Annotated in this window: 13 protein-coding genes; 6 read left to right on the top strand and 7 right to left on the bottom strand. The window is 38.7% G+C overall.

Going from position 1 to position 15,037, the window contains the following annotated elements; all coding sequences use genetic code 11:
- Positions 1-384: 384 nt before the first annotated feature.
- The gene (gene hutH / locus CBM15_RS16960; protein ID WP_087618386.1) at positions 385-1,869 is read left to right on the top strand and encodes a histidine ammonia-lyase; all 1,485 of its coding nucleotides are present in this window, start codon (positions 385-387) and stop codon (positions 1,867-1,869) included.
- 68 nt (positions 1,870-1,937) lie between these two features.
- Entirely contained in the window at positions 1,938-2,816 is an 879-nt protein-coding gene (locus CBM15_RS16955; RefSeq protein ID WP_087618385.1) for a 5'-3' exonuclease, read from the top strand.
- 37 nt (positions 2,817-2,853) lie between these two features.
- Here CBM15_RS16955 and CBM15_RS16950 read toward each other — a convergent pair whose 3' ends face one another.
- The 4 genes from CBM15_RS16950 to CBM15_RS16935 all read right to left on the bottom strand — a co-directional run bounded on the left by CBM15_RS16950 (position 2,854) and on the right by CBM15_RS16935 (position 7,108).
- Entirely contained in the window at positions 2,854-3,987 is a 1,134-nt protein-coding gene (locus tag CBM15_RS16950; protein WP_087618384.1) for a Ger(x)C family spore germination protein, read from the bottom strand.
- Entirely contained in the window at positions 3,984-5,411 is a 1,428-nt protein-coding gene (locus CBM15_RS16945) for a spore germination protein (protein WP_087618383.1), read from the bottom strand. The genes CBM15_RS16950 and CBM15_RS16945 overlap by 4 nt, the downstream gene beginning before the upstream one ends.
- The gene (locus CBM15_RS16940; protein WP_087618382.1) at positions 5,404-6,495 is read right to left on the bottom strand and encodes an endospore germination permease; all 1,092 of its coding nucleotides are present in this window, start codon (positions 6,493-6,495) and stop codon (positions 5,404-5,406) included. Before CBM15_RS16940 ends, CBM15_RS16945 begins: the two co-directional genes overlap by 8 nt.
- 85 nt (positions 6,496-6,580) lie before the next feature.
- Positions 6,581-7,108, bottom strand: coding sequence for a C39 family peptidase (locus tag CBM15_RS16935; protein ID WP_087618381.1), 528 nt, complete (start codon positions 7,106-7,108; stop codon positions 6,581-6,583).
- A 130-nt stretch (positions 7,109-7,238) separates the two neighbouring features.
- Here CBM15_RS16935 and CBM15_RS16930 point away from each other — a divergent pair, with 130 nt between their 5' ends.
- Both CBM15_RS16930 and CBM15_RS16925 read left to right on the top strand, forming a co-directional pair.
- Positions 7,239-7,763, top strand: a complete 525-nt coding sequence (locus CBM15_RS16930; RefSeq protein ID WP_087618380.1) for a sigma-70 family RNA polymerase sigma factor — start codon at positions 7,239-7,241, stop codon at positions 7,761-7,763.
- Positions 7,732-8,664 carry a hypothetical protein gene (locus CBM15_RS16925; protein WP_087618379.1) on the top strand — a complete coding sequence of 311 codons (933 nt, stop codon included), beginning with the start codon at positions 7,732-7,734 and terminating at the stop codon, positions 8,662-8,664. Before CBM15_RS16930 ends, CBM15_RS16925 begins: the two co-directional genes overlap by 32 nt.
- Positions 8,665-8,714: 50 nt before the next feature.
- Here the strand turns inward: CBM15_RS16925 and CBM15_RS16920 are convergent, their stop codons facing one another.
- The 3 genes from CBM15_RS16920 to CBM15_RS16910 all read right to left on the bottom strand — a co-directional run bounded on the left by CBM15_RS16920 (position 8,715) and on the right by CBM15_RS16910 (position 10,976).
- Positions 8,715-9,326: an NAD(P)-dependent oxidoreductase gene (locus tag CBM15_RS16920; RefSeq protein WP_087618378.1), complete on the bottom strand. Its 612-nt coding sequence runs from the start codon at positions 9,324-9,326 to the stop codon at positions 8,715-8,717.
- Between the two features lie 2 nt (positions 9,327-9,328).
- On the bottom strand, positions 9,329-10,522 hold the full coding sequence (locus CBM15_RS16915; RefSeq protein WP_087618377.1) for an MFS transporter: 1,194 nt from the start codon (positions 10,520-10,522) through the stop codon (positions 9,329-9,331).
- 136 nt (positions 10,523-10,658) lie between these two features.
- Positions 10,659-10,976 (bottom strand): thioredoxin family protein, encoded by a 318-nt coding sequence (locus CBM15_RS16910; RefSeq protein ID WP_087618376.1) that lies wholly within the window; start codon positions 10,974-10,976, stop codon positions 10,659-10,661.
- 241 nt (positions 10,977-11,217) lie between these two features.
- Here CBM15_RS16910 and CBM15_RS16905 point away from each other — a divergent pair, with 241 nt between their 5' ends.
- Entirely contained in the window at positions 11,218-13,602 is a 2,385-nt protein-coding gene (locus tag CBM15_RS16905) for a 3-hydroxyacyl-CoA dehydrogenase/enoyl-CoA hydratase family protein (RefSeq protein ID WP_087618375.1), read from the top strand.
- Between the two features lie 224 nt (positions 13,603-13,826).
- Positions 13,827-14,999, top strand: a complete 1,173-nt coding sequence (locus tag CBM15_RS16900) for an acetyl-CoA C-acetyltransferase (protein WP_087618374.1) — start codon at positions 13,827-13,829, stop codon at positions 14,997-14,999.
- Positions 15,000-15,037: the final 38 nt, after the last annotated feature.

The following is a 15,037-nucleotide window of genomic DNA, read 5'->3' as shown; positions in this document are numbered from 1 at the left end:
CGGGACGCTTTCCACGGGCACGGCCTGAGCCTGTAGTCTCAGGCGTCGTGCTATTCCCGTAGGAGTCGCCCTCCATTCCAATCAATTTTATTATATTGCCCATTTCTCACTAAGAGTTTTTTACCTTTTTCAATTAAATTACAACTGCTGTCTAAGCTTTTTTATCCTTCTTCGCTTTAGCACTTTACTATAATAAAATACTAAATCACTAGAAGGTTAATGTATTAGTAGGTGAACAATTTTTTAGAAATAAAACGTACAAAGCCTTTAATAAAGGCGTTTTCAACTAAACTATGATTTTAAGGATGAAATATTAGTAGCAATTAACTGCTATTTAAACAATAATAAATTTAAGAGTAACAATATTTAAAAGGGGTGCGGGAAATGATTCAGTTGAACGGACAAAATTTATCGATCGAACAATTGGGAAACATTTTATATAATGGGGAAAAAATAGAGATAGCGGAAGAAGCGAAGGTACGAGTTGTTAAAAGCCGTGAAGCAGTGGAAAGAATTGTTCAGCAGGATAAAACGGTATATGGAATTAACACGGGATTTGGAAAGTTCAGCGATGTAAAAATTGCAGAGCACGAAGTAAGTAAACTGCAAGTAAATTTAATTCGTTCCCATGCATGCGGGTTTGGGGAGCCTTTTTCGGAACATGTTGCAAAAGCGATGATGGTGCTAAGATTAAATGCTTTATTAAAAGGGCTATCGGGTATTCGACTGGAAGTGCTGGAACGTTTGTTATGGATGATTAATGAAGAGGTCATTCCAGTTATTCCACAGCAAGGTTCACTCGGGGCATCCGGAGATTTAGCGCCACTTTCTCATTTAGTATTGGCGGTTATTGGAGAAGGCGATGTATATGTGAATGGTGTCATGCGCCCGTCACATGAAGTATTCGAACGTCGGGGACTACCGAAAATCGAGCTGCAGGCGAAAGAAGGTCTTGCTTTAATCAATGGAACCCAGGCGATGACTGCACAAGGGGTCGTCAATTACTTGGAAGCGGAGAAACTGGCTTATGCGAGTGAATGGATTGCAGCAATGACAATGGAAAGTTTATACGGGATTATCGATGCTTTTCATCCAGCTGTCCATGAAGCGCGAGGCATGCAGGAACAAATGGCTGTTGCAGAGCGTATGCGTGGTTGGCTGAAGGACAGTAAGCTCATTACACATCAAGGCGAAAAGCGTGTGCAGGATCCGTATTCGCTTCGCTGCATCCCGCAAATTCATGGGGCAAGCTGGCAAGTATTGAACTATGTCAAAGAAAAGCTCGAAATCGAAATGAATGCGGCAACAGACAATCCGCTCATTTTTGATGACGGCGGTTTAGTTATTTCAGGAGGAAACTTCCATGGACAGCCGATTGCGTTTGCGATGGACTTTCTGAAAATCGGTATGGCGGAGTTGGCCAATGTATCAGAACGACGGATTGAACGATTAGTAAACCCGCAGTTAAATGAAGGGCTGCCTGCATTTTTAAGCGCGAATCCAGGGCTTGAATCAGGAGCAATGATTTTGCAGTACAGTGCCGCAAGTTTAGTATCGGAAAACAAAACTTTGGCACATCCTGCTTCGGTCGACTCCATTCCATCCTCTGCAAATCAGGAAGACCATGTATCAATGGGGACGACAGGATCTCGCCATGCGCGGATGATTATTGCCAATGTAAGAAATGTATTGGCAATCGAGGCATTTTGTGCAGCACAGGCAGTGGAATACCGGGGTGTAGCAAACATGTCGCCAAAACTTTATGATAAGTGGAAAGACATTCGCAACTTAGCGCCTGCCATGACAGAGGATCGTATTTTCAGCAAGGACGTAAATTATATTATCGACTACTTGAAACCGAATGGGTAAGTATTGACAGCTACATTCTACCGGTGCATTTGTTATAATAAGTGTTTAGTAGAAAGAGGAGATTTATTATGACAAAACCACATTTATTAATCGTTGATGGGATGGCGCTATTGTTTCGTTCATTTTTTGCGTCAGCTGCAATGAATCAATTTATACGTTTAGATGACGGGACGCCATCAAATGGTGTTCAAGGCTTTGCCCGGCATGTATTCACAGCACAAAATCTGATGCAGCCGACACATTTAGCTGTATGCTGGGATATGGGCGCGGTTACATTCCGCAATGACTTATACGATGGCTATAAAGCGAATCGACCTGCACCGCCGGAGGAAATGTTGCCGCAATTTGATATGGCTAAAAGTGTATCTGAAATGATCGGGTGGCAAAACTTTGGTACGCAAGGTCTTGAGGCAGATGATTTAATCGGCTCAATGATTAAAAAATGGAAAGACGATGCCCAAATTACTGTCATTAGCGGAGATAAAGATTTACTGCAATTACTTAACCCTTCGACAAAAATTGCATTTACAAAAAAAGGCTATACAGAGTACGATGTGTATACAGAAAGCCGGTTTGTAGAGGAATATGGCATTGCACCAAAACAATTCGCGGAAGTGAAAGCGTTTATGGGGGACACGAGTGATGGTTACCCGGGTGTAAAGGGGATTGGTCCGAAAACAGCATTACAGCTTATTCAAAATCACGGTTCCATTGATGGCGTATTAGAAGCATTGCCGACTTTAAAGCCGGGACAACGCATTAAAATCAGCGAAAATTTAGCGATGTTACGTTTGTCCCATCAATTAGCTACAATTCATTGTGATGTACCGATTGACGTGGAGCTGGATCACTTAGCTTTATCCCCTTATGCTCCGGATTTGTTTAATCATATTGAACAGCAAGGCTATCGCTTAATCGCGAAACATGCCCGTTCGATTTATAAATAAATGCGAAAGAGGCTGTGCACAGTTGCACAACCTCTTTTTAATGGGAAATGATACGTTCACCTTTGACTTTTACAAGCTCCACATCCACTTTCCGAATAGTAGACTCGTCAAGAGGAATATTTCCATCTTGTTCATACTTTTTCCAGGTTTTCAAATCTTTTCGATACAATACCTCAGCTAACCGGTAAATATCGGCATCAAATTCTAATGAAGCTTTATAGGTTTGCTCGATTTCTTTTTTTACTTGCTCCTTAATCTTATTTTCTAATAAATCCATTTTATTTTCATTAAGAATTTCATTTGTTTGAACAACCAATTGCACTTGTAAATCAAATTGCACATTATTTTCGGAAACAACTGGTGTAATTTTAGAACGCACTTCGTCAACGGTTGTCGTTGTGTACAATTCTTCAAACTCTTCCGTTTTAACGGTAATATCTGAGCGGTCTGTTTCATTCTCCAGCCATTGAACACCTTTTAAATCGTCGCCTAATAAGTTCCCTTTTAAACCAGAGTTCTTACCGATAATGCTTATGCCTTTAAATGAATAGACAGGATCCGGTCCATCTTCCTTTGACCAGTTTTCGCTAATTTCGATAAATGGTATTTTGGCTTCATGACTAGGTTCATTCAAATGAATCATAAGTTCCCGTAATTGTATAGGACGGACCCGGGATGACTGATTAAATGAACTGAGCGGGTCGGACACTTTTGAAAGGGTAATGGATTTGTTGATTATGGGTGTGATGAGCAAAGCTTCCTTAAGTGGTGAATCTGTAATATAAGCCCAAGTTGTATACCTCCATTCCCTGTATCGGATAAGGGAATTGATAACAGGTTCAACTTTACCTTCCTTTGCGATATTTTCCGAAAAGAGAACATAGTTTAAATGCCCTAAAAAGAAGCGCTCATCCATCGTTTGATATAAATTAAAAAATGCTTCATCAAATGTCTTCCCTTTGGCAATCCCAACTTCAGCCTGCGTAGCTTCCGGGTTCGGCTGTTCGCTTTTAGCAATATTAGTGAAAGCAACAACTTGACTATAAATTTCATATTGACCATCTTTATAATCGATTCCCAGGCCAAGTAAATAATACATACGTTCAGGCTGATTTGTATCCCAGCAGCCAGCAACTAAAAGTAACAATGGAAGTAAAAGCAATTTTTTCATTTTGTTTTTTCCTTTGTTTTATCTTTAACATTTAATACTTCCGGTCGTTTAGTGTGTGATTTTGCTGGTGGACGGAAAAGGGTCATTTTTATATTATCCCAGCTCAAATTGACTGCTATATTTAAATAAGGAACACCAAATACACGGATATTTGCGATATAAACAAGGCAAATATAGATCGATAAGAAGAAACCGAAAAGTCCTAAAATCGATGTAATAATAATAAATACAATTCGCAGCATGCTGATTGTCGTAACGAAGGACTGATTGACAAGTGTAAAGGTAGCAATCGTTGAAATGGCTATGACAACAATCATTGCCGGACTTGTAATCCCAGCTCGAATGGCTGCATCACCTATAATTAATCCTCCTACAACACTGATCGTTCCACCTAAAATACTCGGTAAGCGTAATCCCGCTTCACGAAATAACTCAAACATAAAAAGCATTCCAAGCATTTCTATAGCTGCAGGCAGTGGGGAGCCCGTATTGGCTTGTACAACTGTCGCAAGTAATTGAATTGGGAGCTGCTCTTGATGGAATGTTGTTAACGCAAGCCAAAAAGCCGGTAGTAAAAGTGCTATTAATATGCAGAATAAACGTAATAATCTTTCTAACGAGCTGAATATGGATGGGAAATCATTATCCTCTCCGGACTTTAATAATGCTAGAATATTGGTGGGTGTGATAATTGCGTATGCAATTCCGTCTACTAAAATGATAAAGCGTCCGGTAACGAGTGATTGCATCGCAAAATCAGGACGACCTGTTGAATCATTTAAAGGAATTAAATATGAAATTTTATTCATCCGTTCCATTATTAATTCACCACTTAAAATAACATCTGTATCGATTTCAGAGAGTTGTTTTTTTAATTGTTTCAAGATAGATAAATCTGCAATATCATTAAAATATAAAATAGCTAACTTTGTTTTTGAACGTGTTCCTAACGTTATCTTCTCAACACTTAATGAATTCGTAGGCAGACGTTTGCGGATAAGAGCAATATTTACACCTAAGTCTTCAATGAAGTTATCACGTGGACCTTTAATAGTTACTTCTAAGTTTGATTCCTCAGGGCTTCGATTAGGCTTGTTTTCAATATTGCTGCATAACAGTATATTTAAATTCTCGATATAAATAAGAACAAATCCGCTAAATACATTCGTAACAGCTTCTTGCAAATCTTCAATTTTCAGTAGCTGGGGAAGATGCAATTTCTGTATTAAAACTGCCTCATCAAATTGTTCCTTTTGTTGGCATGCCATTCTTAATCGGGGTACGACTACTTCATTGAATAAATGATTATCTGTCATCGCTTCACAGGTGATAAGCATAACGTTGCTTGCAGGAAATTCAAATGTTTGAAAGCGAATATCAGCACAATTATCAAATTGCTTTTTTAAGGCAGCGTATTCAATCATTATATTCCAACTTTCGCTTTGTTTTTCGATTTACTAATATAAAGAGAATAATTGAAAGTACGAAAAAGAATAACGTAGTACTTATTAGAAAATATTGCCCCTTCCATTTGCTAAATATACTGTCATCGAGTAAATAAAGAGGCAGTGAGCAAAAAACAAAGAGCGGAAAAATATATTCCCAAACTTTCTTCTTTTGACCAGTGAGCCCTAATAGCTCGACTGCTATAAATAATATAAAACCAATACGGACAAATGCTCCTGTAAGCCACTGGTAAATAGAAAAGAAATCAATATGGTTTATAAAGCTTCCGATTGTGGCAATTCGCCATTCTTCAAATGCGGGGTAGCGCTGTTTAGCAGCCTCAGTTGGTCCGAATTCGGCAATTGCCCCCAATAAGGGACCTAGTGTTAATCCAAATAGTATAAAGAGCATTATTAATAAATGCCAAAATTTAAGCTTTGTTTTAAAGTGCTGCTGAATAAATACGAGCAAATAAAGCTCAATAAAGCCGGAAGCAGGGTATACCATAGATGTGAAAATCGGTGTAAATCCATGCTCGAAAAATGGCTGCAGCAATGCATAATCTTTCACTTGAATATTAACAAAGGCGATAAAGAAGCCAAGGATGACAACACCAAACAAGACGACAACATTGACCATCGTAATCGTTAATATGGAGGATGTTGCCAGCAAAAAGCATACAACCGTAAAAAAGAAAAACAAAAGCAATGGCGGCGTTTGCAGCAAAAAGGTTGTTGAAACCCATTGTAGTGTTTCATGCATTGTAATAACGGCCATGAGAAGTAAGTAAAAAGCAATGATAAAAATAAGCACTTTACTCAGCTTAGGGTAATTGTTTAGTAAATACATACGAAGAGATTCGCCTTTAAGTTTTTTTAATGTGATAAAAGGAAGAACTAACCAGGGAATCATCAAAAATATTGAAAAAATAACAGAAAACCAAGCATCACGACCTGCTCCATTTAGTAAGGATGGAATAATCGTGACATGGTTTTTTAACCCGATGAATGTCATTGTTAAAAAGATAATATGTAAGAGACTTATAGATCTCACTGATTTCATAATATATCCTCGCAGTTTTAATTACAGTAATAGCCAATTAACTAATCATTTATTCAGAAAAAAGAAAACAGCAGTAGCATAGATGCTACTGCTGTTCCTTTTCAATTTTCACAAAGCTTAATATTTTGCGGTTGTCATCATATTTAAAAGTTCGGATCTGGCTGTCACGATTGCGGCCGCCATTATCATGAATCGTTAAGTAAAGTTCGTTGTCTTTTATTTCATAGCCAATTAACGGTACCCAGTGGTATTTATAAAGAGGGGTGTAATTTTTTAAGAACTGCCCGGTAAAATACACATCAAATTTCATCGCTACCGGATTACCTAAGCGCAGTTGCTCAATTGCCTGAGTTAATGTACATTCTTCGATACACCAGTCATCTCCGAGTAGTCGACGTAAGTTTCTGATCATCCGCCATTTAAAAAGTCCGATTTTTGTACCACCTAAAAATTTATAAAGTTCATTTACATCTTTAGTGAGGATTGTTTCATCTTCACATAAGTAATTCAAAATAACATGTGCAGTCGTTGGGCCGCATGCCGAGTTTTGATATTCAGGCCGGATATCCGAACTATATTGTGACCTGCCATTTACATTTAATAATACTCGCATACTAAAAACCTCCAAATTGTTATAAAGTAGTTTATTACCCACATTCAAAAAAAATAAACATTTAAAGTTGAAACTAAAAATAAAACAGCTCCGTCTAACGGTTGGCATTTGGAGAAGAGGGGGGAAGAAAATGCAGCTTGAAGAATTTATAAGAACACATGGCGAGGAATTACTTCGACTATCCTATACATATGTAAAAAATAAAGAAATGGCAGAAGATATTGTACAGGATGTGCTGTTAAAAGCATATGAGCAGCGTGGACAATTTCGTGGCGATGCGAGTTACCGGACGTATTTATATCGATTGACGATCAATCGTAGTTATGATTATTTACGCAGCTGGAGCTACAAAAATACCATTTTAACAAATAAAATTCAGGATATTTTTAAAGGAACCAAATCTGCAGAGCAGTATGTGCTTGAAAGAAGCGAAAATCAATTACTGGGAAATATGGTTCTTGAGCTTCCGGTTAAGTACCGTGAAATTATAATTTTATATTACTACAAAGAACTGAAAATTGATGAAATTGCACATTTACTCTCGATTTCGGACAATACCGTGAAAACGAGACTTAGGCGTGGACGTGAAAAGTTAAGAGATCAATTAAAAGGTGGTGAATGGTATGACGAGTTCTCAAGTGAAGCAAGCAATTGATGAAACAATCGGCAGCGAACCGCTGATGAATGAAGCATTTGTACAAAAATTGCTGGATGGAAAACAGCATCGTAAAAAGCGGATGCCCTTCATGCAGCCTGCCATTGTATTACTATTCCTATTTACAATCGGCGGAATACTTTACTTTATGCCACTGTCTGATGAACGTTTAGCGGAGGATTCTGAAGAAGAGACGATGTATTTGGCAAAGTCTGAACATTTGGAAGATATGATTGTGCAAAATCGTAAAGAGAGCAATATCCTGTATGTGTTTAATAATGGAACACTTCATTACAGGAGTGATACACGCCTTTATTTAGAAAAGCCAAAATCAGAAGATGAAAAACCCTATTCAGGAGAATTAATCGAGGAAACGTATACAAATATTCAAATCAAAACAAAAGATAATCAGTATTTCATTACTGGCGATGACGGCTTTAGCTGGACATTAACCCGTACCGCTCCACGTATTCTTGTAGATGATAAGGGTACTGAATATACAATACCGTTTGCTTTTGAAGATATCCCTCAAATCAGTGATGTTTTGCTGGTGGATGACATTCAATCATTGAAAATTTATAAAATCGGCGGCACTGGGACAAAGGTCTACCTATTAGAAGAAGACATAAATGAAGTAAAAGAATTATTCAGTCAGGCAACAGTGAACGAAGAACACCAAAGAATTGGTTTGGATTTATCTGAGTTAATGATAGAAATCGAATATAAAAATGGAAAGAGAGAAAGGCTGGAGCTATGGTTAAAGGGCGGAGACAAAGAAAGCTATGTGCTGAAAAATGATGTGGAAAAAAATACATGGACAATATTCGAAATCCCAAAAGCGTTGGCTAATCATTTCCGGAAATTAGTCAATAAAATCGAGGAAATCGATAATGCCAAATAAAAAAACGAAAACTACCTCAACCATTTGTGGTAGTTTTCGTTTGTTCAAACCTAGCTGCATAAACCAACTGATTTGTTTTCGTATTGGGTATCATCCAATGCTTTTACCATAAAATGAGCCACACTAGCTCTTGGAATCGAGCTTGAACCTTTTGGAACCGTATCGACTGCCTCTTTGTAATCGGTTTTTAACGGTTCATCTTTTAAGCCCATAGGAAGTGCGATTGTGTACGTAACATCTTTTGTTTTGTAATAGTTAAGTGCTGCGCGGTGATCCGCTAATGGATTAGCGAGCATTTTCATCATCAGTTTACCCATCACACCCGGAATTTCACCATCCACACCAGCTGAAGCGCAGTACACTAGACGTTTTACACCGGCCTTCTCCATACCGTCTGCAATGTTTTTACCCATCGTTTCAAGCTCATTTGATTTTTTCATGCCAGTACTTGAACCTAAACATGAAATGACAGCATCATGACCGATAATCGCATCCGCCACTTGCTCTGCATTAAATGCATCACCTTGAACAATCGTTACATCTGTAGTTTTCAATTTTTCAGGTGTACGTACAAATGCGGTAACAGTATGACCAGCGGCGACAGCCATTTCAACAAAATGCTGTCCAACGCCACCTGTTGCTCCGAAGACAATAATTTTCACGATTAATGACCTCCTTTTAATGCTGCTTTTTGGATCTTAATACCTTTCCACATAAATGTTAGGATAATAGTGAAAATTAATATGATTAATCCTGCGATAAACGGGTATAGGATATCGATGTCATATAACGCGCCTGCAAGAAGAGGCCCCATAATATTGCCTATGCTCATATAGGCATTGTTCATACCCATTGCAAAACCTTGTTCATTCCCGGCCATTTTTGAAATTAATGTCGTTAATACAGGACGCAAAATTGATGTCGCAAGGAATATTAATAACGAAATCGCAAAGAACATCGTATAGCTTTTTGCGATAATCGACAGGAAGAAGCCGGAAGCGGTAACGACTAAAAATAATTTTAATACATTTACTTCTCCAATCGTTTTTACAAGGCGGTCAACTACAAATAATTGCATAATAACACCGACTAATCCTGTTGATGTGACCATGAAGGCAATTTCCTGTGGTGTTGCACCAAATTTATCATCTACATAAAGTCCAAGAACGGTTTCATAAGACATTAAACCGAAACTCATGATCAGTGTAATAATCAGTGGAATAAAGAATGGCTTTTTAACAGATAAAAGAATATCTTTCATCATTGAAGAATTTTCGTCTTGAAGAATTTCGACTTTCTCTTCCTGGCTCTCCGCCAAAGTAAAATATGATACGATAAACGCAAGCAACCCGACTACCGCTGAAACAAGAAGGGGTGTTTTAAGTCCGAAATCCGCTAAAAAGCCGCCGATTCCAGGACCGATTACAATACCGAGTGACATCGAGGCTGAAATAAAACTATTACCTTTTGCGCGTTGATCCATTGTTGTAATATCTGCTACATATGCAAAAATTGCAGGAATCAGGAACGCACAGCCAATTCCGCCGATAGCACGTGATAAATAAAGCAGCCAAATGGAATCTGCGAAGTAAAAAATAAACATCGAAATAGCTAAAGTAAGCAGTCCGATATTAATAAGCGGGCGACGACCATACTTATCCGTCCATTTCCCCCCGATAGGTGATACTAAAAATTGCGCGAATGCAAAAATTGCAATGATTAAACCTGCAGCTGTTCCACCTTGCCCGATTTCTTTTAAATAGGCAGGAATAATTGGAATGATAATCCCGAAACTCCCAACAGCAATGAACATGTTAAGCATAAGTAAAGCGAGTTTTTTTCGTTGATCTGAAGTCATAAATTTTCCTTTCTTACAATAAAATTTCACGTAATCCATTGTAATTAAAAAACCGCATTATGACTAGCGCTTTAGCTTATAAAAAAACAAAATAAATCCAAAAGCGGTAAACTTTTGGATTCATTCGTAATACATATTATGCTTGTGCGTTTAAAAATTCTTCCACTTGTGCAGGTGATTTTGCATTAGCGCTATGTAAGTGTGCTAATTTTTCACCATTTTTGAAGATTAGTAATGATGGAATACCCATTACTTGATACTTCTCCGCTAAATCGGGGAAGTTATCACGGTTGATTGAATACCAGTCATATTGATTGTACTCTTCAATAATTGGATCGATAAACATATCCATACGTGTGCAGTCCGGGCACCAGCCAGCAAAGAATTTCACGATTACTGGTTTTTCCTTGCCAGTTAGTTCTGTGAATTGTTCAATTGTTGTAATTTCTTGCATATTAATCACGCTCCTTACGCCCATTGTACACGATTGGGACAGCTTACGAAAAGTAATTCAACTTAATATATGTACCTTCTAGCAATAAAAATATAAGAATAATAAATTTATTTAAAATTGCGAGAAAATTATTGCGTAAATTGTCAAAATAATCTACACTAAGAACAGAAAAGCTGTTTGAAGTTTTTTTTTGATTTCAAAATGAATGACTGTTCATTCAAGGGAGAAGGGGGAAGTGCTCGTGTCTTACAAAATTGAAAAAGTAGCGGTTTTAGGTTCAGGGGTAATGGGTTCAGGAATTGCAGCATATTTGGCGAATATCGGGATTCCTACATTGTTATTAGACATCGCTCCGGGCGAATTAACAAAGGAAGAAGAAGCTAAGGGGTTAACACTTGATTCAAAACCTGTAAAAAACCGTTTTGCAGTTTCTGCAATGCAAAAATTACTAAAGCAAAAACCAGCACCACTTTCATCGAAAAAAAATCTAGCATTAATTACACCAGGTAACTTTGACGATGATTTAGAAAAACTGAAAGATGTTGACTGGATTATTGAAGTAATTGTAGAAAGATTAGATATTAAAAAAGGCTTATTTGAAAAGATTGATGCTGTACGTAAACCAGGCACAATCATTTCATCAAATACATCAGGGGTTAGTATTAACGCAATGGCGGAAGGGCGTTCAGAAGATTTCCAAGGGCATTTCCTTGGTACACATTTCTTCAACCCGCCACGCTATTTAAAATTACTGGAAATCATTCCGGCTAATACAACAAAACCGGAAGTTGTGAGCTTTATGCAAACGTTCGGCGAAGATGTATTAGGAAAAGGTGTTGTTATCGCAAAAGACACACCGAACTTTATCGCAAACAGAATCGGAACATACGGTTTAATCGTGACAATGAACGAAATGATTGCACGTAACTATTCAGTAGGTGAAGTAGATTCGGTAACAGGACCACTAATCGGTCGTCCAAAATCTGCGACATTCCGTACATTGGATGTTGTTGGTCTTGATACTTTTGCACATGTTGCAACAAATGTATATGACCAGACAACCGGTGAAGAACAGGCAGTATTTGAAGAATCTCCTATTTTAAAGAAAATGATCTCAAATGGTTGGATTGGCGCGAAATCGGGCCAAGGTTTCTTCAAAAAAGTAGGGAAAGAAATTCTACAATTGAATTTATCAACATTTGAATATGAACCGACTACGAAACTTGTAGCACCATCATTAGAAATGGCAAAACAAGCAAAAGGTCCAGGAGGTAAATTAAAAGTTTTAATTTATGCAAATGACCGAGTTGGGGAACTATTATGGAATTCATTTGCACCGACATTAATTTACTCAGGAAAATTAGTAGGTGAAATTGCTGATGACATCGTTGCAATTGACAATGCGATGAAATGGGGCTTCGGCTGGGCTCAAGGTCCATTTGAAATGTGGGATGCAATCGGCGTAGAAAAATCAGTCGCTAAAATGAAAGAAGAAGGCCGTGAAATTCCTGAATTCATAAATGGATTATTAGAGAAAGGCCTGAAAACATTCTATTCAGAAATTGATGGCGATTTAGCTTACTATAACGGTTCAGAATATGTAAAAGTGCCTGTAAACGAAAAAGCGATTGACTTAAAACGTTACAAGAAAAAATATGGTGTTATTAAATCGAATTCAGGTGCAAGCCTAATTGATTTGGGTGACGGAATCGCATTACTTGAATTCCACTCAAAATCAAATGCAATCGGTTTAGACATTGTTCAAATGATCAACTATGCCATTGATGAAGTTGAGAGAAACTTTAAAGGCCTTGTAATCGGGAACCAAGGTAAAAACTTCTGTGTCGGTGCCAACCTTGCGATGATTTTAATGGAAGCACAAGATGATAATATTTTTGAATTGGACTTTGTTATTAAGTCATTCCAGCAAGCAATGCGCCGTATTAAATATTCAACAAAACCGGTTGTTGCGGCACCTTTCCAAATGGCATTAGGTGGCGGAGCGGAAGTATGTTTACCGGCTGCACACATTCAAGCATCAGCTGAAACGTATATGGGTCTTGTAGAAGTAGGCGTTGGATTAATCCCCGGCGGCGGCGGTAACTTAGGTCTTTACCAAAAGTTCATTAAAGGCTTGCCAAATGGCGTGGATGTAGACTATCAGCAAATTGCAAATAAAGTATTCGAAACAATTGCGATGGCAAAAGTTTCGACTTCTGGTGAAGAAGCACGTGAAAATAATTTCCTGGACTTTGCGGATGGTATTTCCGTAAATCCGGATCACTTAATCTATGATGCAAAACAAGCAGCACTTGCACTTGCGGATGCGGGCTATACAGCACCAGTGAAAAAACCGGTGAAAGTAGTAGGCGCACCAGGTTATGCAACATTGCTATTAGGGGCTCAAGGAATGTTCGATTCAGGCTTTATTACAGAACATGACTTGAAAATCGCGAAAAAACTTGCCTATGTAATCGCAGGCGGAAAAGTACCATATGGAACAGAAGTATCGGAAGAGTACTTATTAAACCTGGAAAAACAAGCATTCCTAGAATTGGTTGCAGACCAGAAATCACAAATGCGTATGCAGCACATGCTCGTAAAAGGAAAGCCGTTACGTAACTAAAATTGATTTGTAATGATACGTAAAGAATTTTAAATACACATTTAGTTGATTGGAATGTAGGCGACGATTCCCGGGGGAAAGCGTGACGCACGAGAAGATCGTATAGGGCCACGCACCCGGAAAGCGTTGGCTGAAATAGAAATCAACGTTTGTGTCTAGAATATTTTGCCGGCAACTAGCTTAATAGATTACTTGCTGGCTAATCACAAGGGGGAAACATCATTATGCGTGAAGCCGTTATCGTTGCAGGAGCACGAACACCAATCGGACGTGCGAAAAAAGGATCACTTGCGAATACTCGTCCAGATGATTTTGGTGCAGTAGTAGTAAAAGAAGCATTAAAACGTGCGGGCTATGAAGGTCCAATTGATGATTTAATTATGGGATGTGCAATGCCGGAAGCAGAACAAGGGATGAATGTTGCCCGCTTAGTAGGGGCATTGGCAGGGTTACCGGATGAAACACCAGCATTAACGGTCAATCGTTTCTGTTCATCAGGGCTACAAACAATTGCCTATGCAGCAGAGCGCATTATGCTTGGCCATGCAAAAGCAATCGTTGCAGGTGGTACAGAGTCGATGAGTATGATTCCGATGACTGGTAATACAGTTCGTCTAAATCCAAAAATTGCTGAAGAAGCACCACAATACTATATCGGTATGGGTCACACAGCTGAAGAGGTAGCGAATCGTTACAATGTGACACGTGAAGAGCAGGATGCCTTTGCAGTACGTTCACATGAATTGGCTGAAAAAGCAATTAAAGAAGGTAAATTCAAAGACGAAATCGTTCCGGTTGAAGTGACGGAGTATTATGTCGATGAAAACAATCAGTTAAAAGAAAAAGTTACAATTTTTGATACAGATGAGGGGGTTCGTCCAGGTACTTCGGTAGAAACGTTGGCAAAATTACGTCCAGCATTCAACGTAAAAGGATCTGTAACAGCAGGGAATGCTTCTCAAACTTCTGACGGCGCAGCAGCAGTTCTTGTGATGGACCGTGAAGAAGCGGAGAAACAGGGAATGCAGCCACTGGCAAAATTCCTAGGATTTGCTGTCGGCGGAGTTCCACCTGAAGTAATGGGTATCGGACCAATCGTTGCGGTACCGAAAGCACTTGAAATTGCAGGAATTACACAAGATCAAGTAGACCTGTGGGAAATTAACGAAGCATTCGCATCACAATCAATTCAAGTAGTTCGTGAGCTTGGCATTGATATGGAAAAAGTGAATGTTAACGGAGGGGCAATCGCATTAGGCCATCCACTTGGTGCAACAGGCGCGATTCTTACAGTGAAGCTAATCAATGAATTAAAACGCCGCGGCGGTAAATACGGTGTCGTAACAATGTGTATCGGCGGCGGAATGGGCGCAGCAGGGGTATTTGAAGTTCTTTAATTGTCTGGGGAAACAACACAATATAAATCACAAAGGAA

Origin of the sequence: Solibacillus kalamii (assembly GCF_002174535.1) — a bacterium.
Taxonomy (GTDB): domain Bacteria; phylum Bacillota; class Bacilli; order Bacillales_A; family Planococcaceae; genus Solibacillus; species Solibacillus silvestris.
Note: the sequence above shows the minus strand (reverse complement) of the source record. Positions and strands in the feature narration are given on the sequence as shown.

What these genes read in the sequence shown, in the direction of transcription:
- CBM15_RS16910 (WP_087618376.1), bottom strand. Translation starts at nt 10,976, where the DNA reads ATGCAAGAAATTACAACAATTGAACAATTCACAGAACTAACTGGCAAG.
- CBM15_RS16950 (WP_087618384.1), bottom strand. Translation starts at nt 3,987, where the DNA reads ATGAAAAAATTGCTTTTACTTCCATTGTTACTTTTAGTTGCTGGCTGC.
- CBM15_RS16935 (WP_087618381.1), bottom strand. Translation starts at nt 7,108, where the DNA reads ATGCGAGTATTATTAAATGTAAATGGCAGGTCACAATATAGTTCGGAT.
- CBM15_RS16900 (WP_087618374.1), top strand. Translation starts at nt 13,827, where the DNA reads ATGCGTGAAGCCGTTATCGTTGCAGGAGCACGAACACCAATCGGACGT.
- CBM15_RS16930 (WP_087618380.1), top strand. Translation starts at nt 7,239, where the DNA reads ATGCAGCTTGAAGAATTTATAAGAACACATGGCGAGGAATTACTTCGA.
- hutH (WP_087618386.1), top strand. Translation starts at nt 385, where the DNA reads ATGATTCAGTTGAACGGACAAAATTTATCGATCGAACAATTGGGAAAC.
- CBM15_RS16955 (WP_087618385.1), top strand. Translation starts at nt 1,938, where the DNA reads ATGACAAAACCACATTTATTAATCGTTGATGGGATGGCGCTATTGTTT.
- CBM15_RS16915 (WP_087618377.1), bottom strand. Translation starts at nt 10,522, where the DNA reads ATGACTTCAGATCAACGAAAAAAACTCGCTTTACTTATGCTTAACATG.
- CBM15_RS16925 (WP_087618379.1), top strand. Translation starts at nt 7,732, where the DNA reads ATGACGAGTTCTCAAGTGAAGCAAGCAATTGATGAAACAATCGGCAGC.
- CBM15_RS16945 (WP_087618383.1), bottom strand. Translation starts at nt 5,411, where the DNA reads ATGATTGAATACGCTGCCTTAAAAAAGCAATTTGATAATTGTGCTGAT.
- CBM15_RS16940 (WP_087618382.1), bottom strand. Translation starts at nt 6,495, where the DNA reads ATGAAATCAGTGAGATCTATAAGTCTCTTACATATTATCTTTTTAACA.